This window comes from Streptomyces sp. NPDC088350 (assembly GCF_044753545.1).
GTDB lineage: Bacteria > Actinomycetota > Actinomycetes > Streptomycetales > Streptomycetaceae > Streptomyces.
This window is the reverse complement of sequence record NZ_JBIVNL010000004.1, coordinates 36,851-59,434: the sequence shown is the minus strand read 5'-3', so window position 1 is coordinate 59,434 and position 22,584 is coordinate 36,851. Positions and strand designations below refer to the sequence as shown.

The 22,584-nt window shown below is 67.1% G+C and carries 20 protein-coding genes; 5 read left to right on the top strand and 15 right to left on the bottom strand.

Annotation, left to right across the window (positions count from 1 at the left end; all coding sequences use genetic code 11):
• Nucleotides 1–60 precede the first annotated feature (60 nt).
• The 4 genes from ACIQBL_RS14125 to ACIQBL_RS14110 all read right to left on the bottom strand — a co-directional run bounded on the left by ACIQBL_RS14125 (nt 61) and on the right by ACIQBL_RS14110 (nt 5,909).
• Nucleotides 61–1,224 carry a hypothetical protein gene (locus tag ACIQBL_RS14125; RefSeq protein WP_401940860.1) on the bottom strand — a complete coding sequence of 388 codons (1,164 nt, stop codon included), beginning with the start codon at nt 1,222–1,224 and terminating at the stop codon, nt 61–63.
• A complete protein-coding gene (locus ACIQBL_RS14120; RefSeq protein WP_401940857.1) occupies nt 1,214–3,826 on the bottom strand; it encodes an N-6 DNA methylase in 2,613 nt (870 codons plus the stop codon). The genes ACIQBL_RS14125 and ACIQBL_RS14120 overlap by 11 nt, the downstream gene beginning before the upstream one ends.
• Before the next feature lie 140 nt (nt 3,827–3,966).
• Entirely contained in the window at nt 3,967–4,644 is a 678-nt protein-coding gene (locus ACIQBL_RS14115) for an RloB family protein (RefSeq protein ID WP_401940854.1), read from the bottom strand.
• Nucleotides 4,644–5,909 (bottom strand): ATP/GTP-binding protein, encoded by a 1,266-nt coding sequence (locus ACIQBL_RS14110; RefSeq protein WP_401940852.1) that lies wholly within the window; start codon nt 5,907–5,909, stop codon nt 4,644–4,646. Before ACIQBL_RS14110 ends, ACIQBL_RS14115 begins: the two co-directional genes overlap by 1 nt.
• Nucleotides 5,910–6,201: 292 nt before the next feature.
• On the opposite strand from ACIQBL_RS14110, the gene ACIQBL_RS14105 reads away from it, so the two are divergent.
• Nucleotides 6,202–8,526, top strand: a complete 2,325-nt coding sequence (locus ACIQBL_RS14105; protein WP_401940849.1) for an ArnT family glycosyltransferase — start codon at nt 6,202–6,204, stop codon at nt 8,524–8,526.
• A 217-nt stretch (nt 8,527–8,743) separates the two neighbouring features.
• The gene (locus ACIQBL_RS14100; protein ID WP_401940848.1) at nt 8,744–9,550 is read left to right on the top strand and encodes an endonuclease I family protein; all 807 of its coding nucleotides are present in this window, start codon (nt 8,744–8,746) and stop codon (nt 9,548–9,550) included.
• A 308-nt stretch (nt 9,551–9,858) separates the two neighbouring features.
• Here the strand turns inward: ACIQBL_RS14100 and ACIQBL_RS14095 are convergent, their stop codons facing one another.
• The 3 genes from ACIQBL_RS14095 to ACIQBL_RS14085 form a co-directional block, all read right to left on the bottom strand.
• Nucleotides 9,859–10,053 (bottom strand): hypothetical protein, encoded by a 195-nt coding sequence (locus ACIQBL_RS14095; RefSeq protein WP_401940845.1) that lies wholly within the window; start codon nt 10,051–10,053, stop codon nt 9,859–9,861.
• Between the two features lie 312 nt (nt 10,054–10,365).
• Nucleotides 10,366–10,794 (bottom strand): hypothetical protein, encoded by a 429-nt coding sequence (locus ACIQBL_RS14090; protein ID WP_401940842.1) that lies wholly within the window; start codon nt 10,792–10,794, stop codon nt 10,366–10,368.
• Between the two features lie 229 nt (nt 10,795–11,023).
• Entirely contained in the window at nt 11,024–11,809 is a 786-nt protein-coding gene (locus ACIQBL_RS14085; protein ID WP_401940840.1) for a GntR family transcriptional regulator, read from the bottom strand.
• Between the two features lie 220 nt (nt 11,810–12,029).
• On the opposite strand from ACIQBL_RS14085, the gene ACIQBL_RS14080 reads away from it, so the two are divergent.
• Nucleotides 12,030–12,425 carry an ATP-binding protein gene (locus tag ACIQBL_RS14080; protein WP_401942490.1) on the top strand — a complete coding sequence of 132 codons (396 nt, stop codon included), beginning with the start codon at nt 12,030–12,032 and terminating at the stop codon, nt 12,423–12,425.
• Between the two features lie 617 nt (nt 12,426–13,042).
• On the opposite strand, the gene ACIQBL_RS14075 is transcribed toward ACIQBL_RS14080, so the two are convergent.
• The 3 genes from ACIQBL_RS14075 to ACIQBL_RS14065 are packed head-to-tail and all read right to left on the bottom strand — an operon-like array spanning nt 13,043 to nt 14,644.
• Complete coding sequence (locus ACIQBL_RS14075) at nt 13,043–13,894, bottom strand: helix-turn-helix domain-containing protein (protein ID WP_401940838.1); 852 nt, start codon at nt 13,892–13,894, stop codon at nt 13,043–13,045.
• 20 nt (nt 13,895–13,914) lie between these two features.
• Nucleotides 13,915–14,430, bottom strand: coding sequence for a DUF6879 family protein (locus tag ACIQBL_RS14070; RefSeq protein WP_401940836.1), 516 nt, complete (start codon nt 14,428–14,430; stop codon nt 13,915–13,917).
• Nucleotides 14,393–14,644, bottom strand: coding sequence for a hypothetical protein (locus ACIQBL_RS14065; RefSeq protein WP_401940833.1), 252 nt, complete (start codon nt 14,642–14,644; stop codon nt 14,393–14,395). Before ACIQBL_RS14065 ends, ACIQBL_RS14070 begins: the two co-directional genes overlap by 38 nt.
• A 185-nt stretch (nt 14,645–14,829) precedes the next feature.
• Between ACIQBL_RS14065 and ACIQBL_RS14060 the strand changes: the two genes are divergently transcribed.
• The gene (locus ACIQBL_RS14060) at nt 14,830–15,180 is read left to right on the top strand and encodes a hypothetical protein (RefSeq protein ID WP_401940830.1); all 351 of its coding nucleotides are present in this window, start codon (nt 14,830–14,832) and stop codon (nt 15,178–15,180) included.
• 369 nt (nt 15,181–15,549) lie between these two features.
• On the opposite strand, the gene ACIQBL_RS14055 is transcribed toward ACIQBL_RS14060, so the two are convergent.
• Both ACIQBL_RS14055 and ACIQBL_RS14050 read right to left on the bottom strand, forming a co-directional pair.
• Entirely contained in the window at nt 15,550–16,419 is an 870-nt protein-coding gene (locus ACIQBL_RS14055; RefSeq protein ID WP_401940828.1) for a hypothetical protein, read from the bottom strand.
• Between the two features lie 64 nt (nt 16,420–16,483).
• Nucleotides 16,484–16,939 carry a hypothetical protein gene (locus ACIQBL_RS14050; RefSeq protein ID WP_401940825.1) on the bottom strand — a complete coding sequence of 152 codons (456 nt, stop codon included), beginning with the start codon at nt 16,937–16,939 and terminating at the stop codon, nt 16,484–16,486.
• A 242-nt stretch (nt 16,940–17,181) separates the two neighbouring features.
• Between ACIQBL_RS14050 and ACIQBL_RS14045 the strand changes: the two genes are divergently transcribed.
• Nucleotides 17,182–18,168: an ArsR/SmtB family transcription factor gene (locus ACIQBL_RS14045; protein WP_401940823.1), complete on the top strand. Its 987-nt coding sequence runs from the start codon at nt 17,182–17,184 to the stop codon at nt 18,166–18,168.
• Nucleotides 18,169–18,197: 29 nt separating this feature from the next.
• Here the strand turns inward: ACIQBL_RS14045 and ACIQBL_RS14040 are convergent, their stop codons facing one another.
• From ACIQBL_RS14040 to ACIQBL_RS14030, 3 genes are all read right to left on the bottom strand, one after another.
• Complete coding sequence (locus tag ACIQBL_RS14040; protein ID WP_401940820.1) at nt 18,198–19,895, bottom strand: thiamine pyrophosphate-binding protein; 1,698 nt, start codon at nt 19,893–19,895, stop codon at nt 18,198–18,200.
• 151 nt (nt 19,896–20,046) lie between these two features.
• On the bottom strand, nt 20,047–21,015 hold the full coding sequence (gene speB / locus ACIQBL_RS14035) for an agmatinase (RefSeq protein WP_401940819.1): 969 nt from the start codon (nt 21,013–21,015) through the stop codon (nt 20,047–20,049).
• A 62-nt stretch (nt 21,016–21,077) separates the two neighbouring features.
• A complete protein-coding gene (locus ACIQBL_RS14030) occupies nt 21,078–22,547 on the bottom strand; it encodes a sodium:solute symporter (RefSeq protein ID WP_401940816.1) in 1,470 nt (489 codons plus the stop codon).
• Between the last annotated feature and the right edge of the window lie 37 nt (nt 22,548–22,584).

Below are 22,584 nucleotides of genomic sequence, written 5' to 3'. Positions count from 1 at the left end.
CGTCCTGCAACATTCCGAATAAGGTAGGACCGTCCCCTCACGCCAGCGGCTGCTATTTCATCAATCTGAACGCCCGACCATCGTTCGAACCTTACCGGTCAACAAATCATCTACGAGGCCGATTTTTAGATTTCTCAGCTTGGCAATTTCGTCTTTCAATGCCGACACCTTGGCAGCTTGACACTCGACGCGAGCAACAATTTCACGCTGCCGCGAAATTCGGGGGAAAGTCACTGGAACTCGATGCACAACGTTCCTGTTAAGTGTAGGAACGGAAGTAGCTGCGTCGAATCGCTCAAGACGCATGGCCCTCATATAGAGCGCCACAAAGAGCGGATCGTTTCCCTTAAAATCGTTGACCCAAAGACTGGTGTCATGAGGCCAGTAATCCGATTCCAAATAGTAGACACTCCCAAGCTTACCCTTTCGCCCCGTGACGACTCCTGGACCACCAACCTTAGCCACGTCATGAAAGCTCGAAATTCCCGAAGAAGATACTACAGGGACCAATCCTTGACGCTGCTCTGCGACCGTAATATCGAACCCTCGCTGCAGGTGGGCGAATTCGACGAAACGACCATCAACCCAATCCTCTACCGCATCTTCTGGCGACGGCTCCAGGAAGTACCTCAGTAGACCTTCCTCGATGAGCAGCTCTTTTTCCAAGAATCGATCCGATAGTGAGATCACGCTATCAACCGAATCGAAAGCCTCAACGATCGACCGCTGCTCACCCAAAGGCGGCCACCACAGGATAAGCCTCTCAATGGCACCTTGGCTAATGTTCTGCATGCTCATACTGCTACCCGAAGCCGCATTCACGATCTGTTGGCGAACGCGATGACTAGACAAACAGATGCAGACATACCGAGAATCAGCAAGGGTCGGATTGACAGTCAAACGTAGCGTCTTATCTGACAGAAGAAGGCGTTCTTTAGATGCTGTGGCCATACATGCCGAACCAACCAGATCTGGCGTGTTCGCGCGGGAGAACAGTAGGTCTCCGGGGAAAACCTCGTAGCGGGGATCAACAGAACCAAGGTCGACTACAACTTTGTTCTCACTTGGCCGATAGCCGGTCGCATGTACTGCGCTAACTTTTAGAACGCCCCAGCCTCCAGGCGAGGTGGGAATATCAGGCAAATCTGGGCTTCGACCTGCCTCGATACGTGAAAGGTAATCACCCAACGGGGCAGACACCCAATCCTTAATTTCAGAGCGCATAGCCAAGCTCCTTCAGGACCCCGTCCATCGTCGCCACTGCCCGCTCCCGCTCGGCCCGGATCTCCCCCAACGAAACCGCATATTGGCCCACCCATGCCCCATACGCATCGAGCAGCTCCCGCCGCCGCCGCACCACATGCCCATCCAGCTTCCCCACAAGGTCACCCCGCAGCAGATCCAGCACAACCCGCCGCTCACCCTGCACATCCAACGCAGCCCGCGCCCGGAACAACCGCGGCTCCTCCTCGCCCAGTTGGGACTGCCCCGCAGAAGCAGCGGCCCGCTCGAACCAGAAGTCCCCTTCAAGCCGCTTGATCCGCGCCCCCACCTTCGCCCGATCCCTCTTCACCTGGGCAAGCTCCGCCAACTGCTCGACACTCAGCGCCACGGCCTCGGGTGTGACAGCGTCCTCGTCACCTTCGTCACCCTCACCCTCACCGTCTTCCGACGACTCCGGCTCAGCGTTCAGCTCCTTCCAGCGCGCATCCAGCTCCGCCTTCCGCGCATCCGCCGCCGCCAACTCTTCCAAGAAGTCGGGCGCGATCGCGGCAACGACCTTGTGGTCGTACGCCTGCCGCCGCTCCGCAGCCGACCGTTTCCTCAACTTCCGTGTCTTCGGGTCCTGTTCAGGCGCGAGCATCGTCTCGACGTTCTCGACCCAACCGTCGACGACACCCCCGAACCCGTTCTCCGACAGCGCCAGCAAGTCGTACTTGGCCTCGTACCACCAGCCGGCCACCGCACCCGCCAGCGCATACCGGTCCAGCAGCCCGACCCCGCGCAACTGCTCCACGAACGACTCCATCAACGAACCACGCACCGCCATCAGCGCGGCCTTGCGCTCCGAAGGCTCCAGGTCCGCAAGACGTTCCGGCGTCGCCGCGACCGCCTCCAACTGCCGTGCCTCCGCCGCCCACCACGTGTCGAAGGCCGCCCGGAGAGCGTCCTCACGGGGACGCGCCAGCTCCGCCAGCCGGGCAGCATCCGGCCGCCTCCCCTCCGGCAGGAAGTCCACGTACTTCTCGTCGACCGGATCCCGCTCCGCGAACAGGTCCGTCAGCACGATCCCGTACGAGTCGAGCAGTTCCTTCTTCGCCTCGATCTCCGCACGCGATACTCCACCCACCAAGTGCGCCCGCACATCCTGCGGTTCGGGCGGCGGCGTGTTGTCCACGTAACGACGGATGTTGAGGTTGTCGTCGTTGTCCCGCAGTTCCTCACGGCTGACGACACGCGAGAAGCCGGGCACCTCCGCGTACTCGTGGAACGCGGACGTGATCTTCTCGGCGTGCTCGGGCAGCAGCACGTTCTGCGCCCGCTCCGAATGGAACTCGCGGTCCGCGTTGACGAACAGCACCTTGCCCGCCCGCGCCGGATCCTTCTTCCCCGGCGGGCGCAGCACCAGGATGCAGGCCGGGATACCGGTGCCGTAGAAGATGTTCGGCGCGAGGCCGATGACCGCCTCGACCGCGTCCTCGTCGAGCAGCTTCGTACGGATCGCCTGCTCTCCGCCCCCGCGGAACAGCACCCCGTGCGGCATGACGGTGATGACCATGCCGCCGCGGCCCTCCCGCTTGGTCTCCCACAGCATGTGCTGGAGGAACATCAGGTCGGCCTTGCCTCGCTCGCTCGTCGCCCCGTACGTCGTGCGCTGCGCCCCGTACGCCAGGTCGCTGAGCACGTAGTCCATGGAGAACGGTGGGTTGCTGAGCACCCCGTCGAAGCGGTCCGCGTCCGACTTCGGCACATGCGCCGGCTCGGCGAGCGTGTCGCCGGTGTGCAGGTCGAAGCGGCGCACCCCGTGCAGGACCATGTTCATCGTCGACATGATCCAGGAGCCGCTGTTGGCGTCCTGGCCCGCGAAAAACATGTCCGACGTGTCGCCGCCGTGTTCCTCGACGTACTCCTTGGCATGGATGAGCATGCCGCCCGAGCCGACGCACGGGTCGTAGATCCTCATCCCCTGCCTGGGGCCGAGGAGTTCGACCATCATGCGGACCACCGCACGCGGGGTGTAGAACTCGCCGCCCTTACGGCCTGCCGAGTCCGCGAACTCCTTGATCAGGTACTCGTAGGCGGCACCGATCAGGTCGGGGAACTCGAAGTCGTCCGTACGCAGCCGGATGCGGCCGAAGTGCGCGATGAGCAACTTTAGCCGCTGGTCGGCGAGTTTGGCCGCGCCCGCAGCTGCACCGGACCCGCCGATGCGGTTGAAGTCGAGGTGGTCGAAGAGACCCTTGAGCTTGGTGTTCTGGCCCTCCAACGCCTGGAGCGCCGGACGCAGCCGGTCCTCGGTGATGTTGTGCGTGGCCGACGAGATCCACTTCCAGCGGGCGTTCTTCGGTACGAAGAGCACATCTCGCTCGCTGTACTCGGACTCCTGCTCAAGGAACCCGGGCAGCATCTCGTCGGTCAGACCCAGTTCCCTGACCGCGTAGTCCCTGATCTCCTCACGCGCTGCCTCGAACTCGTCGTTGGCCCGCTTCAGGAAGAGCAGACCGAAGATGTAATCCTTGTACTCGGAGGCGTCCATCGTCCCGCGGAGGATGTCCGCGGCGGCGAAGAGATGCCGCTCCAACTGCGCGAGCGTGAGCTTGGCCACGTACGACTCCCTACGACCTGAAGAGTGACGTAGGAACCCTAAGGGCGCAGCGGCCTGGACCGAAATCCGCTTGCCGGTGTCGGTCGGGATTCGCGACCGCCCGAAACGGCACCGTCTGAAACGGCACTGCCCGAACGCGGTCAGTACGAGGCGATTCCTAGCCCTTGCTCCACGAATTCGTGAACGTCGGTGTACGGGTCCCGGTTGACGAGGGCCACGTGGTCGCCGTGCTGTGCGTTCATCTGAAGGGCGCGCTTCCTCGCGTCCAGGTAGCCGCCGGTGACCTGGTGGGGCAGTACGAGCTTGATGTTCGCCGAGTCCTTCGGTGTCTTCGCGAACGGCAGTCTCGTCGTCACCTGGCCGCAGACCCCGCCGAACGTGCCGGTCACCGACTTGTGGTGCAGCAGCCGCCAGACCTCGAAGCAGGGATGGGAGAAGGCGACTCGGACGTCCCCCTCACGCGCCTGCTTCAACGCGGTCTCGATGCCCTCGTGCTCGTCCCGGTCGAACAGGCACCAGACCTGGGGCAGGTACTTCTTCTCCAGACCGCTGCGCTTCGCCTGCCGTTGCTCGTCCCGCATCAGCCTGACCGCCGCTTCGACCAGTTTGAGCGGCTTGCGCTGGGAACCGGGGGCGGAGGCGTTCGCGATGCGGACCTCCACGGTCAACGCCGGGTCGGCCGGGACGCCGTACTGCTTGATGATCTCGATGTACGAGGGTTCGGTGACCAGCCCCTCGGTGAAGACGTGGACGACTCTCTTACGCCGTCCCCGGCGCTGCGCAGGCCCCAGCGAGTCCTTCCCCCGCGTCCTCGCCATCAGGCCTGCTCCACCTCGTGCTCGGCATACTCACTGTCGGCCAGCAGACGCCGGGCGATCTGTCCCTCGATGAGAGACGGGACCGCGCCGAAGGCCCCGGCCAAATACGACTTCATCAGGTCCTCGTCCTCCCCGGGAGATGCCGCGGTCAGCGGATAGAGCTCCGTCGCCCCGTCCTTGTCCTTCTCCGCCAGCCACACCTGGTCGGGTTCCAGCAGTCGCCCGCCACTCGGCGTGGTGAGCACCGACGGATCGTGCGAGGTGAAGACCAGCTGCGCGCCGTTCGGATTGGCGTACGGGTCGTGGAAGAGCCGGACGACCTCGGCCGCGAAGCGCGGATGGAGGCTGGCGTCCAGCTCGTCGACGAGCAGCACCGCGCCCTCGTCGAGGGCCAGTAGAAGCGGCCCGAGCAGGGCGAACCAGGACCGGGTGCCCAACGACTCGGTCTGCCAGTCGAAGGCGACCTCACCCGTGGCCGAACGATGGACCAGTTTCACCGTCGCCCGGCCCTTGCCGTCGTCGACGACTTCGGTTCCGGTGATGCCGAGGTCGGCCACGCGCAACAGTTCTTCGATACGGCGGGATCGGGCTCCGGAGAGTTCCTGTCGGGTGAACGCCTCGCGCTGTGCCCGTTCGTCCTCCGGATTGATCAGCCACAGGTTGCGGCGGAACCAGTGGAAGAGCGGAGACAGCTGCGGGTGGTTGTCCGTGCCTGCCGTGGAGAGCAGCAGTGCGTTCGGACGGGTGCGCCGGACGAGCTGAGCGCGATCCTTGACCCGGGTTCCCGGCCACTCGTACACCTCTGCCCTGGAGGCGTCCCGGTCCAGCCACACCTGGCGATGGCCACGCGGGTAGCTGTGCAGCCATTCGGCTTCGACACGGGTCCTGCCGAGCTCGAACCCGTATGTCCAGCGCACCCCGTCCATGACGAGGTCCACTTCGAAGAAGCTCGGCTCGCTCTGCCCCCTGGGGTCGAGCGCGAAGACGGCACGCGGGATGCCCTCGAAGGAGGCCCAGCGCGCATAGGAGTTGAGGACCGCGCTACGCATGTCGACGAGTGCGGTGAGCACATTCGACTTGCCCGACGCGTTGGCACCGAAGATGCCGATCAGCGGAAGGACGCCCAGTGACCGGCCGCCGGCCAGCTCGACCGGCCGGGCAGCAGAGCTCGAATCGTCCTCGGTCCCGGGCTCGGGCCCGAGGAAGGACAGCTCCTGCTCATCGCGCAGGGACCGTACGTTTGCGACACGGAATCTCAGTAGCAAGCTGCCCTCCTCTCCGTGCTCAGGGTAGTCGCCGGGTCCGACAGTGGCCCGCCCGGGGACGGCTCTGGCCTACGGGAACATATCGTTCACCAACGGCCCGAGGCAGCCGAACGAGTGATCGCCGTAGCGTGTCCGTCGGCGACGAGCACGGATGCCGATGCGATCACAAGGGTGCCTGGGTCGGGGGTTCGGACCACCGGCCCGTCACACTCTTACCTGTATTTCATCCACCCACAGCCTGCCCCCAGGCAGAGCACAGCCTGCACCCATCGGCCGTATGCAGGGTGCAGTGGTGACATCTGCCACCGACCCCCTGCCCCCGGCCCCCGGTCACTCCGTGGCCCCCGGCGCACCGACCGCCGAGCCGCCACAGGGACCGCCCCCCACACTCACCACGCCCCGCTGGTCGCTGCCCGCGCTGATCGCCATCATGGTCCTCGCCGCGGTGCTGTACTCCTGGAACCTGACCGGCTCCAGCCTCAACAGCTTCTACAGCAGCGCCGTTTACAGCGGCACGCAGAACTGGAAGGCCTGGTTCTTCGGTTCGCTGGACGCGGGCAACTTCCTCACGGTCGACAAGCCGCCCTTCTCCCTGATGGTGATGGGCCTGTCGTGCCGGATCCTCGGCTTCGGCACCTGGCAGATGATGCTGCCGGAGGTCGCCGCCGCGCTCGGCACGATCTGGATCCTGCACTCCTCCGTGAAGCGGTACTTCGGGCACGTGGCCGCGGCGATCGCCGCGCTCGTCCTCGCGCTGACCCCGATCACGGTCGCCATCAACCGTGACAACAACCCCGACACCCTCCTCGTCCTGCTGATGGTGGCGGGCGCGGCCCTCGGCCTGCGCGCCGTGCGCACCGAGAAGCTGCTTCCCCTGCTCGGCTCGGCGGTCTGCTTCGGCTTCGCGTTCAACACCAAGCTCCTCCAGGGCTACATCGCACTGCCCGCCGTCTTCGCCGTGTACCTGTTCGCGTCGAAGCTCGGCTGGAAGAAGAAGCTGGTCCAACTGGCCCTGGCCACGGTCGCGTTGGCCGTCTCCAGCTTCTGGTGGGCCACTGCGGTCTCCCTCGTCCCCGCCTCCGACCGCCCGTACATCGGCGGCTCGACGGACGGCACGGCCTGGGACCTGATCATGGGCTACGACGGCTTCGGCCGCGTGTTCGGCGGCGAGGGCAACGGCGGCGGAGGCGGGGGCGGCGGCACCTTCGCCGGCACCGCGGGCATCGGCCGGATGTTCAACGACATCCTCGGCGGCCAGATCTCCTGGCTGCTCCCCTTCTCTGCGATCGCCCTGATCGCCGGCCTGGTCCTGGTCGGCCGCGCCCCGCGCACCGACGCGACGCGCGCCGCGCTGGTCATGTGGGGCGGCTGGACGCTGCTCCACTACGTCACGTTCAGCATGGCCCAGGGCACGATGCACCCCTACTACACGACCGCGCTCGCTCCCGGCATCGCGGCGCTGTGCGGTGGCGGCGGCGTCATGCTGTGGCGCGCCTTCCGCGGCGGCGACGCCCGCTGGTCCTGGGTCCTGCCGGCTGGCCTGGCGGTCACCGGCATCTGGGCGATCGTGGTGCTCCGCCGTGCCTCCGGCTGGAACACCTGGCTGTGGCCGACGGTGGGTGTGCTGATGGTCCTGGCGGTCGTGGGCCTGTTCGTCTTCCGCACCGGCTCCGGCAACCGGGCCCGGCTGCTGACCGCGTCCATCGTGGCGGCGATCGTCGCGGCCCTGGCCGGTCCGACGGCGTACGCCGTGACTCCGGCGGCCTCCAGCACCACCGGCGGCATGGGCGGCACCAACCCGACGGCCGGTCCGTCGACCGGCGGCGGCATGGGCGGTCCCGGCGGGGGCGGCGGCCGGGGCGGCTTCGGCGGCAACCGGACCGGCGAGATGCCCGGCGGCACCCAGCAGGGCGGCGGCCAGGCGAACGGCGAGGCGCCTGGCGGGATGACGCCGGGTGGCGGCGGAACGGGCGAGCTGCCGCAGGGCGGAGCACCGAGCGGGGCGCCGAGTGGCGGTACGGCAGGTGGCGCGACGGGTGGTCAACAGGGCGGTACCAACGGGGAGTTCCCCGGCGGCGGTACGGCTCCTGGCGGCACGGGTACGGCGGGCGGTACCGGTACGGCTCCGGGCGGCGGCACCGGCGGTACGCGTGGCGGCTTCGGCGGCGGCGGAATGGGCGGCGGCGGTATGGGCGGCACCACGTCCAGCGCGCTCATCGCGTACCTGGAGAAGCACCAGGACGGCGCCAAGTGGCTGCTCGCGGTGTCCAATTCGCAGAGTGCGGGCCAGCTGATCCTCAGCACCCACAAGCCCGTCATCTCCATGTGGGGCTTCACCGGCTCCGACAAGGCGATGACCCTCGCCAAGCTCAAGGAGCTGGTGAAGAAGGGCGAGTTGCACTACATCCAGCTCGGCGGCGGCGGTATGGGCGGCAACAGCAGCCTGAACACCGAGATCACGGCGTGGGTGCAGAAGAACGCGACGGCGGTGAAGGAGAGCGCGTACGACAAGAGCGCGTCGACGAAGACGAGTTCGGGTTCTTCGTCCTCCACCTCCACGACCTCGACGACCAACACGTCGACGCTGTACCGGCTGGACCCGTCGGACGTGAAGTAGCGCCGACACGACCGACGTAGACAACAACGAACGGCCCCCGACCCACCGGTCGGGGGCCGTTCCCGTGCGCCTCCCGCACAGTCAACTCGCGTAGACACGGGGCAAATTGTCGCTTCCGGTCACCCGATCGACACACCTCGTTTATTTACACGACCGCATGTGCATGCCACGCTCCCGTTTGCCGCCCCATTCAACCCGCGTAGATGGGACACTCTTTATGTTGGCGACTCGCATCCACCGCTGGAAATCGGTGGCGTTGACCACCGCCGCCGTCCTGGTCGGCCTCACGGCCCCGACCCTGACAGCGACCCCGGCCGCCGCCACGACGACCGCGTACGACTCGACGTACTACAAGAACGCGGTCGGCAAGACGGGTACGACCCTGAAGTCCTCGCTGCACACGATCATCAGCAGCGGTGTCAGCAAGCTGTCGTACTCGGCGCTCTGGGACGCGCTGAAGGTGACGGACCAGGACCCGAGCAACAGCAGCAACGTGATCCTGCTGTACTCGGGCATCTCCCGCAGCAAGTCCCTCAACGGCGGGGACAGCGGCGACTGGAACCGCGAGCACGTCTGGGCGATCTCGCACGGCGACCTCACCACGTCCACCGGCCCCGGCACGGACCTGCACCACATCCGCCCCGAGGACGTGGCGGTCAACGGCAAGCGCGGCAACCTCGACTTCGACGAGGGCGGCAGCACGTTCACCAACAGCGGTGGCAGCAAGGCCGATTCGGACTCCTTCGAGCCCCGTGACGCCGTCAAGGGCGATGTGGCCCGCATGATCCTCTACATGGCGGTCCGCTACGAGGGCGACGACGGCTTCGCCGACCTGGAGCCCGACGACAAGGTCGCCAACGGCAGCACGCCGTACATCGGCAAGCTCTCCGTCCTCAAGCAGTGGAACGACGAGGACCCGCCGGACTCCTTTGAGGAGAACCGCAACAACGTCATCTACAACACGTACCAGCACAACCGGAACCCGTTCATCGACCACCCGGAGTGGGTGGAGGACATCTGGTAGACGGCGGTACCTGGCCGGGCTCCTCGCGATCTGCGGGGAGCCCGATCGTTGCCAGAAGGGCAGTCAACTGGACAGCTATCCAATGGAGTTCACCGAACCAACTTGCGGTCGAACCGCAGGCAATCAAACAGAGTGTGCCCAGCCATCAACTCCGACAAGCGACACGGGTCGGCCACACGAAATCGCCGAGGAGATCCGAACCTCTCGGACTTCGACAGCAATGTGGCGGTACTGCCACCGGATCACCAAATGCAACCGGCGCAGCATCTGGAATCCAACGTCGGATACCATTCGACGCTCAAGAACGATCAATCAAGTGGCTCAAATTGCGGCCTCGGCGCGATTACGGGCGTCCGCAGCTCATTGATGTGCAACCATTCCGGTGCTTCAACCGAAACCAGCTGCTGTTTCACTTCGACAAGATGCTGCTGAGCCGCTTCATCGAGAGCATTCTCAATATCAACAACCTTCGCGGTGGGGTACTTTTCGAGCTGCTCTGCCACTCTCTGCCCTTTGACGCTCGGCTTCAGGTAGTAGGGAGGGCGCTCCTGTTTCCCTATCGTGTAGACAGCCGACGCCACAGACCAGTAAGCGTCATTAAAAAGCCCCATGAAACCGTCAGGGTCAGGCAGGACCGCGAGCCAAAGCCCATGAGTGCGATCGAACCGAACACCTGGACGCAGATTGGTGGCTGCTGGAACGATGGCTACGCGCAGTCCGGGGCCGCCCTCCAAATGCACATGATTGCTCTTGATCGTTGCTGCGGCGTATCGCCGAGCATTCTCATCAGAGAGAAAGACGTCCGTCTTCCAGATCTACTTAATTCGCTCACCCAGGATGGCCTCGGCATTTGCCCCACGTGCGGCATGCTTGAGCCAATCACTCGCGAATCGATACGGCCTACCTTGACTATCCGGCAGGAGGACGGCCTCTTCGCCAGCGTTTTCAACCACTGCCTCAAGAAACCCCAGATACTTGGCTCGCTCATAACCGAAGAGAAGTGAGGATGTTCCAGACGAGCCACGAAAGACTTTGGGCGACGTGCGACCAAGGGCATCGGCAACGAGCTCGGTCACCAATGGTTCACCGCCAGCAATTGCCTCATGGACGGCCCACTCGAAGCCGTCACCTCGCATACCCTTATCTCGCTCAAGGCGGGCATAATGCGACAACTGGCGCATCGTGGCATCAACGCGATCAACGTTTAGGTCTGTTAGGTCTTGAGTACTCAGCTGGTCGAGCATTGCTCTCAAGATTGAGCGGGAGACCGCGTACAAAGCCCGCCCGTACTCGTCAACGGGCTCTCGCTGCCTGAGGAAGGTGACATCACTCATAGTTCAGCCTATCCAGCAGACCAGAGGATTGCACAATCCTCGGCGTACCGCTTAGGCAGGTCGCCCAGGCGGGCACCCCAGAAAGATGCCCTCCTCCAGGTCAAAGAACTGCAACACCATGTATCCGCACGAGGCGCGCTCAACCCTCGAAGTCGTACTCCAAGATGTACGACGCCGCGTCCAGCACCATGTCATTCACCTCGACCACCCGCCCCTCCGCGTCGAACGCCGTGCGCACGACGAGCACCACCGGCACACCTGACGACAGGGCGAGCCGGTCGGCCTCCTGGGCACTGGGCATGCGGGAGCGGATTTCCTCGCGGAAGCGGACGGGGCGGCGACCGAGTTCCTCAAGCCTGGCGTACATACCGCCTGGGCCGGTGTCGGGCTGCGCGATCCGTGTACCGGCGACCAGTTCGGCTGGAAGGTATGAGGTGGACAGCAGTACCGGCTTGCCATCGAGGACGTACCGGCGACGACGCACGCAAACCCGTACCTCCTCGTCGACGCCCAGGCTCAGCACTCCCGCAATCGCGGCCGGAGCGTCCTCCTCAGTCACCTCGACCGAGTCGACGACGAGTTCACGGTCTCCTGCATCGGTCGTCCAGATGGAACGCCCCTCGCCCCACTGCGCGTGCGCGAGGCGTTCGAGCCCGCGCCGCCGGATCGGCTTGAAGTCACGGACGAACACCCCCGCCCCCTTGCGTGCTTCCGCGATGCCCTCCGTCTGTAGAACACCCAGGGCCTGCCGAGCCGTCATCCGCGCCACACCATGCTCGGCCATGAGGTCGTTCTCGCCGGGAAGCCGCTCACCGGGCCCATACTCGCCGGCCTCGACAGCCGCCCGCAGCTGCGCCGCGATGCGCTGGTACTTCGGCTGACGCCCCGTGTCCCCGCCGCTCATCCAGGCCTCTCCTCCGGTCATCTCTAGACATCCTAGGCACCAGCCGCCACACCCTCACAGCCGACCGCTGATCCGGGACGAGCAATTTTGCACATCTCTAGAGATCTATTGACACGCCTACACGCGGACCGCTTCACTGACTGGGCCCATATCTCTAGAGATGTAAGCCTGTCTGCTGCTACCTGCCGTGGAGGTCTTCTTGTCAGCCCACACCGCGACCGCACAACCCGCAAGCCCCGGCATGCGGGAGGCTCAATGGCAACTCCCGCACAGCCCGCGCAGTGCTGGGCGCGCACGCGCGCTCCTTCGCTTGCAGCTCACGGACTGGAAGATTGCTGGCGAAGTCGTCGACACCGCCGAGTTGCTGCTCTCGGAACTCGTCACCAACTCCATCCGGCACGCACGGACTCCGCCCGGCCGCGAGATCAGCGTGCGCTTCGCCTCGTACGACGGACGGCTGCGCGTGGAGGTCGCCGACGCGAGCGATCGCCAGCCCCGACCCCGAGAAGCGGCTCTCGAAGACGAAGGAGGCCGGGGACTCTCTCTCGTCCAGGCCTTGGCGGAGCGTTGGGGATGCTGCCCCAGGCTGCACGGCATCGGAAAGGCGACATGGGCAGAGCTGCCGCTGCCACGATGAACGCGGGCAACACTGCGATACCGCTGATGCATCGATACCGTTGAAATCGTCGTACACCGCATCTCGCCGCGCGTATTGAGTAGATCCCCGTGCACGACGCCTCCGCTCCCCCGTCGGACCGACCGGCCACACCGGACGACGCCGTCACGGTCACACTCACTTACACCGGCGACCAGGCCGAAGTGCTGCGTACACTCGCGCTCCTGGAGGGACGTACGCCAGAGGAAGTGGCGTTGGACCACATCGCACGTGGCGTCCCGTTGTCCTTCTCCTCGCCCTTGGGGGAGGACTCGGAGGCGATGGCCGTTCTGGCCCGGGCCATGTTCGACGGGCCTTCCGACCTGGCCACTCGATCCGGCGAGACTGTTCGAGGAAGGTGGCCGTTGAAGCGGCATCTGTTCGGCGTCGCGGACACCTCGGTCCTCCTCGCCGTCTACAACCGGAAGGACGCCCATCATGAGTCCTCCGTACAAGCTCTTGCTCTGGTCGACCGACTCGTGGTGTCACCGATGGTCCCGGCCGAGCTGGACTACCGCGGTGCCGTGAGAAATTCAGCCACCGAGGGCCCGGGAACCGTAGTGCCGGACTCCTTCTCGGAGAACCGCGACGAAGCGTGTTCAGTGCAGGACCTCGATGGCTCTGAGGATCAAGGCCCGCGCCTCAGCCCCGTAAACCGCCTGGCGATGCATCTCCCCGAACGCCTTGACGTACTGGCCTACTTCGTCCGGAGCGGTGATCTTCACGGAGGCCGAGAGCGGTTCGTGGTCCACGCGCCCGTCGTCGAAGATCGTGAAGGATTCGATGGGCCACATCGTCCGCTCGATGTCCGCCGGGATGACGCCGAGCGAGACGGCCGGCAGGTCCATCACGGAGAGCAGGTGGCCGAGTTGGCCCGACATGACTCCCGCGTCGCCGAGGCGGTACCTGAGGACGGCCTCCTCAACGACGATCGCGAAACGGTGGTCGCCCTCACGGATGATGCGGGAGCGGTCCGTTCGGGCTCTGACGGCCTCGGCGACGTCGTCCGGAAGGTCTCGGAAAGCAGCGATGGCACGCAGGAGGGCCGTGGCGTATCCAGGCGTCTGGAGGAATCCCGGTACGACGTTGTGGCAGTAGACCTTGAAGTTCCGGGTTCGCTTGTACAGCGGCACCGTGGACTGCTGGAGCCGTTTCAGGCCCGTGCGCTGGAGGCGCCGCCACTGGACGTACATGGAGTCGGCGTCACGATTGGCGGCCACGAGGTCGGGCGCCAGGTCCTCGGCACCGCACGCACAGCACCACGACCGGATGTCCTCGTCGGAGGGTGCCGTGCGGGCGTTCTCGATGCGCGAGGACTTCGCTTCGCTCCACTCACAGCGCGCGGCAAGTTCTCGCTTCGTGATCCCCGCGTCCAGGCGGATCTCACGGAGCCGACCGGCAAGCGCCTTGCGGGCGGCCTCGACTCTCGACGAGGGGGAGGTGGGTGGCATGGCCGAACTGTCGCGCTCGCTTACTTGGTCTCGTACTGGTCGTGAGGGATGGCGCGCTCCCAGATGCGCTCGAAGGCCGTTGCGCAGACTCGGATCAGCTCCGGGTCGTCGAGCAGTTCATCGTCCACCGACCCGCCGTCGCCGGAGAAGTGGTGCACGCGGATCAGGGAGTCGTCGAAGATCCAGAAGTCGTTGCCCGGCAGGAGCAGGTCCGACGCCCGACGGCGCGGAAGCCACCGGACGAGTTCCCCAGCTTCCACATTGCCGCGCGTGACGTAGTGCTCCCAGCGGATGTACTCCGTCACCGGCTCCGAGACCACACGGGCCCGACGAACCGTCACACCCCGCGCTACGGCGTCCGCGATCGAGTCCTCGAAGGAGTCCCACCAGGAAGCCCGGTCTGCCCAGTTGACACGTTCTCCCCGCTGCCACGCCTCGAAGCGGGGATTACTGAAGTACGAGTCCCGCAGCTCCAGATGGACGGCCGAGTGCTTGGCCTCAGCGATCAGTTCCCTGAACGCGGGCATCGGCGACATCGCACGCCTCCTTCAGGATGTCGACCATGCGCACCGGGATACGCACGACGGCTTCGTAGTCCGGCAGCGGGCCGGCCGCCCGGACTTCCTCCTCAAGCCGCTCGTCCGCCTTCCAGCCCTGGATGACGAACTCGCCCTTCTCCTCGTCCACCCAGACGGTGGGGCAGTGATCCTTGTCGGTATCGGGATCGATTCCGATGAGCCGTAGCGCCATGGTGCCCTCCAACATCCAGTTGCTTACATGGACTTGCACCACCTTCGACCGGGTATCTCATGCCGTCAAGAGCGTGTCCTGCTGCTCAACTCGGTCAACAACTGACATGCAAGCCAGTGCAAGTCAGTGGAATCCGCAAACCGCGCTTCCCTACGGTCGCGGCAGACACCTCGGGAGGTATGCGGATGACAGCCGACAAAGGACCGGGCACTCCAGCACTCGAAAAGAACCCGGCCTTCTTCGTGCCGCTACCGGATGTGGAGGACCTGTCCGAGCGCCGGATCCGGGGACGGGACTGCGTCTGGTGCGGCCTGACGCTCACGATCGAGACAGCCGTCGACCTCGGCGAGCGAACGAACGAAACGGACGTAGGAGGTGCGCAGTGGTTCCCTCGCGGCTGCCATCCCTGCGTCGGCGAGAACGCCTACCGGGCGATCCTCGACCACGCCCCGTCCTGCGAACAGTGCGTGGACGACGTCTCCCGTTGCGAGACCGGCCTGGCCCTGTGGCGCGCGGTGAGGAGTGTCCGCCGGTGAGGATCTGCGGGAAGTGCCAGTGGGCGATCAGGCCCGGCGAGCCCTACAGCGCCCACGACATCCATGGGCCTCCGGCCCTGGACACACAGTCGATCTCCAACTCGTGTGTCCAGTAAGGAGGCATAGGGAGCCCCGGGCTGAACAGAGCCTCGGAGAGGCTCACGTACACCGGCGATCAGGCCGAAGTTCCCCGCCAGCACGCCCAGCAGCCGAGTAACGCAGTCTCCGCCCCGGCGCGAACATCCGCAGCACCACGAATACCGCGAGGAGTTCTCCCGACGAGAGCCCGGCGCCACCCCCGCCCAACCGGAACGCCGATGACTGGACGGCCGCACAGGGCGCATCCGTAGCACCCGTACAGCCGTTCCGTCACCCCAAGACGCCTCTCGCGGCGCTGTCCTGACGTCGCATCAGAGACCGCCAGCTCGCGAGAACCGCAGGGTGCGCGTCGAGCCAGGCCCGCTGGGCGACGGCCAGCCGGGTGTAGGCCGTACGCAGGTAGTCGGTGTCGGACTTGCAGCGCACATCCGCCTTGGCGACGGGGCTGGTGGCGAAGTCGGTGTCACGAGGAAGGCTTTGCAGCAGGTGGACGGGGTCGTCCGTCTCGATTCCGGCGGCCAGTACGCACCGCGCCCAACGGGCGTTGGCCGCGCGGAAGGCCGGGTCCTTGTCGAGGTTCTTGCGGGCCTGCTGCTCGCCCTCGCCGAGATCGATGGTCACCTGGAGCCACTGCCGACGCTGGGAGCCCAGCAGCCGCTTCTTGGCCTCGGCCTGGCAGCCCGTGGCCGGCACGGACACCTTGATGAGCTTGCCCCGGGCGGAGATACGCCGGTCGGCGGGACCGTAGAGCGCGACGAGGAACGCCTTGCTCTTCGGCTGTTCCGACGCGCCCGGTTCGGGGGTGGCGGTGGCGGTGGCGAGCGACTCCAGGCCGAACGGCAGCGGATGGTCGACGGTGGCCGCGGTCGGCCGGGGGACGGCGGCCGGCGTGTACCGGTAGCCGCGGGCGGCCATGCAGGTGATGGTCAGTTTCCGGACGGCCCGGTCGATCCGCCACCGTCGATCGCTGGGCGCGTGCCGGAGCGGGTAGAAGGGCAGGCCGGCACTCAGGCGGCCGATGTCCGGCCCCGGCTGCGGGGTGTCGGTCGCGGACGGACCCGACCGGCCGACGTACACCCAGGCGGCACAGGCGACGACGACCACGGCGGTCGCGAGCGCGGCGAACTTGCGTGTTACCAAGGTCTTCCTCCTCCCAGCAGGGTGGATCCGGCGGCGCTCCGCCGGATCCACCACAGGGCGCGGGTCAGTCGTCCCAGCAGCCGCCCGGGTTCGAGGTCGTCAGCGAGAGAGAGCTGGCCGACCCCCCGACGATGGCGTCCGCGTCCCCGCCGGGCGCGACGCAGAAGACCATGCCGCCGCCGTAGTTGATGTCCAGGTAGTACCGGGAGTAGTAGCTGCCGGTACTGGAGTTGCTGGCGTACCCGACGTTGTCGTTGACGGTCGTACCGGAGCCGCTGCTGCCGTACGTCGTGCTGTTGAAGGTGTCGTTCGTGAAGTTGCTGTCGCTGTTGAAGTACGAGTGCCTGGCGCTGTTGAAGGTGGACCAGAACACGCAGTGGTAGCCGCTGGAGCAGTGAGTGCCGGCCGATGCCGGGGACGCCGTGAGGACTCCGCCGACGGTGAGCGCCGCGGCCACTCCGGCGGTCGCCGCGAACGCCCTGCGCGACCGGGCCCATCTGGACCTCAAGGTCATAGACATGACATTTCCCTTTCTGTCGGGCTCGGGGTGACCCGAGCAACACTGACAGCGGCCGGACCGTATTCCCATGCTTTGCGGCCCTGGCCGAAAAGCACAGGTCAGCGGCGGAATTCCGGCAAGCACGGCGAGGCTCGGACGGATGAACTCATGTCTGAATAACGCCTGTTGCAGGTGTTGTCAGCCGTGTCCGGCGGCGGCCATGATGACTCGCGCGGCCACAACGGCCGGACGGGGGGACCGTCATGCTGCGCATCCATTTCACCGAGGCCGACCTGGCCCGCACCCGGCTGGCGTCCGAGCCGGATCCGCTCTGGGAGATCGCCCTGAGCCTGCACCGGTTGCAGACCCAGCAGGGGCGCAGCGCGCACGCGGAGTGGTACCGGACGACCCGCGTGCGGCTCGCGGACCACGGGCTGGAGGGGGTCCTGCGGCACCTCCTGCTGCCGCTCTTCCCGCGAACGGCCTACTTCCCGGACTTCCTGACCCCGGCGGAAAGCACCCAGGGCCTCACCGCCGGGCTCGCGGCGCTGGTGGACACCCCCGCCGACCGGGTGCGCCAGGAGGTGGCGCGCTTCACGGCGGTCGGCGCGCCGCCCTGGGCACCGCGGCTCGTGGAACGCGACACGCGTCAGGACGTGGCGGATTCCCTACGGCGGTATTACGACATCGCCGTGGCGCCCTACCGGGACCGGGCGCTGGCCCGGGTGGAGGCGGACCGGTCGCTCCGGGGGCGGGTCCTGCTGGCCGACGGAGCGGACGGACTGCTCGGCGGGCTGGGACCGCAGATGCGCTGGGAGGCACCGGTGCTCCATGTGCACTATCCGGCGGAAGAGCGCGACCTGAGACTCGACGGGCGCGGGCTGACCCTCGTGCCGTCGTACTTCTGCTGGGGCACGCCGATCGCGCTGGCCGACTCGTCACTGCCGCCCGTGCTGGTCTACCCCGTGCTGCGCGAGACGCGGCCGGTCGCCGTCGGCCGGCCCCTCGGCGTGCTGCTCGGCCGGACCCGGGCACAGGTGCTGCGGGGCATCGCACCCGGCGCGACCACCGGCGAACTGGCCCGGCTGGCAGGGGTGTCGGCCCCCACGGTGAGCCAGCACATCACGGCTCTGCGGGACGCGGGGCTGATCAACAGCCTCCGGTTCGGCACGAGCGTCCTGCACACACTCACCCCACTCGGGGCGGCCCTGCTGCGCGCCGCGGGCAAGCCGGTGTCCTCCCTGCCCTGACCCGCCGCTGCCGCCGCCGGTCAACTGCCCTACCGCTCGCCCGAGTCGAGATGCGTAGCCGCGAACATCCGCAACACGGCCGGAAGTACGACCACGGAAGGCCCCGTCTCCCCCAACGCCTTCGCGAGGTCCGCCTCCAACGCCTCCGGCGAAGTCCGCACCCCCCGCACCCCGAACGACTCCGCCAGCGCCACATAGTCCGGCCGGGTCAGCTCCGTCGCCGTCGCCTCGCCGAACGCGTCCGTCATGTACTCGCGCAGGATGCCGTAGCCGCCGTCGTCGACGATGAGCCACGTGACGTTCAGGTCGTACTGCTTGGCCGTGGCCAGCTCCGCGATCGAGTACAGCGCACCCCCGTCCCCCGACACCGCCAGCACCGGCCGCGTCGGATCCGCCGCAGCCGCGCCCAGCGCTGCCGGGAAGCCGTAGCCGAGGCCGCCGGCGCCCTGGGCGGAGTGGAGGTGGTTGGGGCCCTTCGCGTCGAAGGCGGACCAGGCCCAGTAGGCGAGGATCGTCATGTCCCAGAACGACGGGGAGTCGGCCGGCAGCGCCCTGCGCACCGACTCCAACACGCCCTGTTCCAGGGTCAGTTCCTGGGAGTCGATACGCTCCCGCACCCGCGCCAGCAGATCCCGTACGCGCTCCTCCGCCGTCGGATCCGTGCGCTCGCCCACTGTCTCCAACAGCGCCTGCACCGCGTGCCACGCGTCCGCGTGGATGCCCAACGCCGGGTGGTTGGACTCCAGTTTGCCGAGGTCCGCCTCGATCTGGACGACCCGGCCGCGCGGGGCGAACGTGTGGTAGTTGGAGGAGAGTTCGCCGAGGCCCGAGCCCACTACCAGCAGTACGTCCGCGTCCTCCAGGAAGTCCGTCGTGTGGCGGTCCTCCAGCCAGGACTGCAACGACAACGGATGGTTCCACGGGAACGCGCCCTTGCCGCCGGGGGTCGTGACCACCGGTGCCTGGAGTCTCTCCGCCAGCTGCCGCAGCTTCTTCGACGCGTCCGCCCGTACCACTCCCCCGCCCGCGATGATCGCCGGGCGGGATGCCCTCGACAGCAAGTCGGCCGCCACCGCCGTCAGTTCGGGGCGCGGGACCAGGTCCTCCGGGGTCGCGTCCACCGCCGTCACCACCGGGAGCGGCGTCGGAGCCAGCAGCACGTCCTGCGGGATCTCCACCCACACCGGGCCGTGCGGAGCCGTGAGCGCCGACTTCCAGGCCTCCGCGATCGCCGACGGGATCTGGGACTGCGCGCGGACCGTGTGGACCGACTTCACCACCCCCCTGAACGAGGCGGACTGGTCCGGGAGTTCGTGCAGATACCCGTGCCTGCCGCCGCCCAGGCCCGCCGTCGGGATCTGGCTGCTGATCGCCAGGACGGGGGCCGAGGCCGCCCGCGCCTCCTGGAGTGCGGCCAGGGAGGTCAGCGCGCCCGGCCCGGTGGACAGCAGCAGCGGTGCCGCCTCGCCCGTGATGCGACCGTACGCGTCCGCCGCGAACCCGGCGTTGTTCTCCACCCGCAGCCCGATGTACCGGAGGTCGGAGCGGCGCAGCGCGTCGAACATGCCGAGCGCGTGCTGGCCGGGCAGCCCGAAGACGGTCGTCGCGCCGAGCCCGGCCAGGGTCTCCACGACGAGGTCGCCGCCGTTGCGCCCGGGGGGCGGGTTCAGGGCGGCGGCGGTCTGCGCGGCCGTCGGGCGGAGTTCCAGGTCGTGGTCGTGCGTCACGTCGTCTCTGTCTTTCTACGAGGTCGCTCTGCGAGGTCTCTCTGCAAGGTTCTCTCAAGGTCTCTCTGGCGCGTCACCGATTGCCCATCGCGTCACCGTTTGCCCATCGCGTGACCGTTTGCCCGTCGCGTCGCCAACTGCCCGGCCCGCGTTACGAGTTGCGCGCCTCGGCGATCTGACGGGACATGATGGTGATCAGGTCGTACGCGGTGTGGGACGCGGCCACCGAGGTGATCTCGGCGTGGTCGTACGCCGGTGCCACCTCGACGACGTCCGCCGACACCAGGTTGCAGGATGCCAGGCCGCGCAGGATCTCCAGAAGTTCGCGGGAGGTCAGGCCGCCGGCCTCGGGTGTGCCGGTGCCGGGTGCGTGGGCCGGGTCGAGGCAGTCGATGTCGATGGAGATGTACAGGGGCCGGTTGCCGATGCGCTGGCGCAGCTGGTCGGCGACCTCGTCGGCGCCCCGGCGGTAGACGTCCGCCGACGTCACGATGCCGAAGCCCATCTTCTCGTCGTCCTTGAGGTCCTGCTTGCCGTACAGCGGCCCGCGGATGCCGACGTGCGAGAGCGCCTCCGTGTCGAGGATGCCCTCCTCCACCGCCCGGCGGAACGGCGTCCCGTGGGTGTACTCGGCGCCGAAGTACGTGTCCCAGGTGTCGAGATGGGCGTCGAAGTGCAGCAGCGCCACCGGGCCGTGCTTCTTCGCGACGGACCTCAACAGCGGCAGGGCGATGGTGTGGTCGCCGCCCAGGGTCATCAACCTCGTGCCGCTGCCCAGGAGTTCGTCCGCCGCCGCCTCGATCGTCTCGACGGCCTCGTTGATGTTGAACGGGTTCGCCGCGATGTCACCGGCGTCCGCGACCTGCGCCAGCGCGAACGGGGACGCGTCCTGCGCCGGGTTGTACGGCCGCAGCAGCCGGGACGCCTCGCGGATCGCGTTGCCGCCGAAGCGCGCGCCCGGCCGGTACGAGACACCGGCGTCGAACGGAACCCCGACCACCGCGACGTCGGTCCTGCCGACCTCGTCCAGGCGCGGCAGCCGCGCGTAGGTCGCGGGTCCGGCGTAGCGCGGGGTGCGGGAGGAGTCGACGGGGCCGCGGGGCGTCTCGTTGCTGGTCATGGGCACTGCCTTCTTTCCTACGCTTCGTCGCGTATGGGGTTTTCGTACCTCTGGTGATGACTCTACTGGTGAGCCGGGACCGGCTCGGACGCGCGTTCGGGTGCACTGCGTCCCGCGAGCCGGTCCCGCCACGCGGCGAGTACGGCCGCGTCGGTCGCCGGTGTCGCGAGAGAGACGGTCACATACGCGGCCAGAGACGACAACAGGCCGTAGTAGACAGGCTCGTTGGCGAGGATGCCGTAGGACGCCATCAGGCCGACGACCGCGAGGCCGCCGACGACGACCGAGGCGAGTGCGCCCTGTGCGGTGCCGCGCTTCCACAGCAGTCCGCCGAGGATGGGCACGAGGAGGCCGCCGACGAGGAGGTTGTAGGCGACCGTCAGCGCCTCCACGACGTTGTTCAGCGCGATCGCCGTGCCGATCACCGCGACGCCCATGGCGAGGATGAAGACGCGGTTGCCGCGCACCTCGTCGCGCTCCGCCTCCCCGCCGTCCCGCCGTACGGCTCCGCGCAGCCGCGACCAGATGTCGTTGTTGGCGACCGTGGCGCAGGCGATCAGCGCGCCGGACGACGTCGACATCACGGCGGCGAGCGCGGCGGCCAGCACCAATCCCCGTACACCGACCGGGAGTTCGTCCTTGACGATGGTCGCGAAGGCGTCGTCCGGGCTGCCGAGGTCCGGGTACAGGACCTTGGCCGCCGTACCGATGACGGCACCGGCGAGGGCGTAGACGAGGCAGTAGGTACCGGCGACCGTGCCGCCCCACTTGGCCGTCCTGTCGCTGCCGGCCGTGAACACGCGCTGCCAGATGTCCTGGCCGATGAGCATGCCGAACGTGTAGATCAGGACGTACGTGAAGATCGTCTCGCCGCCGATGCCCAGCGGGTCGAAGTACTCGGTGGGCAGCTTCGCCCTCATCTCGCCGAACCCGCCCGCCTTGACGACCGCGACGGGCAGCAGGAGCAGGAGCACGCCGATCGTCTTCACCACGAACTGCACCATGTCCGTCAGCGTGATGGACCACATGCCGCCGAGCGTCGAGTACGCGACGACGATCGAGCCGCCGAGGACGATCGCGAGGGTCCGGTTCATGTCGAAGAGGACGTCGAAGATCGTGGCGTAGGCGATCGTCGAGGTGACGGCGAGCATCAGGGTGTACGCCCACATGACGATGCCGGAGATCACGCCCGCCCGGCAGCCGTACCGGAGATCGAGCATCTCGGAGACCGTGTACACCTTGAGGCGGGCGATGCGGGCGGAGAAGAAGACGGAGAGGGCGAGCAGGCCGAGGCCGATGGTGAAGACCATCCAGGCGCCGGACAGGCCGTACTGGTAGCCGAGACCGACCCCGCCGATGGTGGACGCGCCGCCGAGGACGATCGCGGCCATGGTGCCGGAGTACATGACCGGGCCCAGGCGGCGGCCCGCGACCAGGAAGTCGCTCTTGGACCTGGCGCGGCGCATGCCCCACCAGCCCATGGCCAGCATGCCGGCCAGGTAGACGACGATGACGGTGTAGTCGACGGCCATACGGGGGCCTCCTTACGCGCGTGCTCGGAGTCTCGGG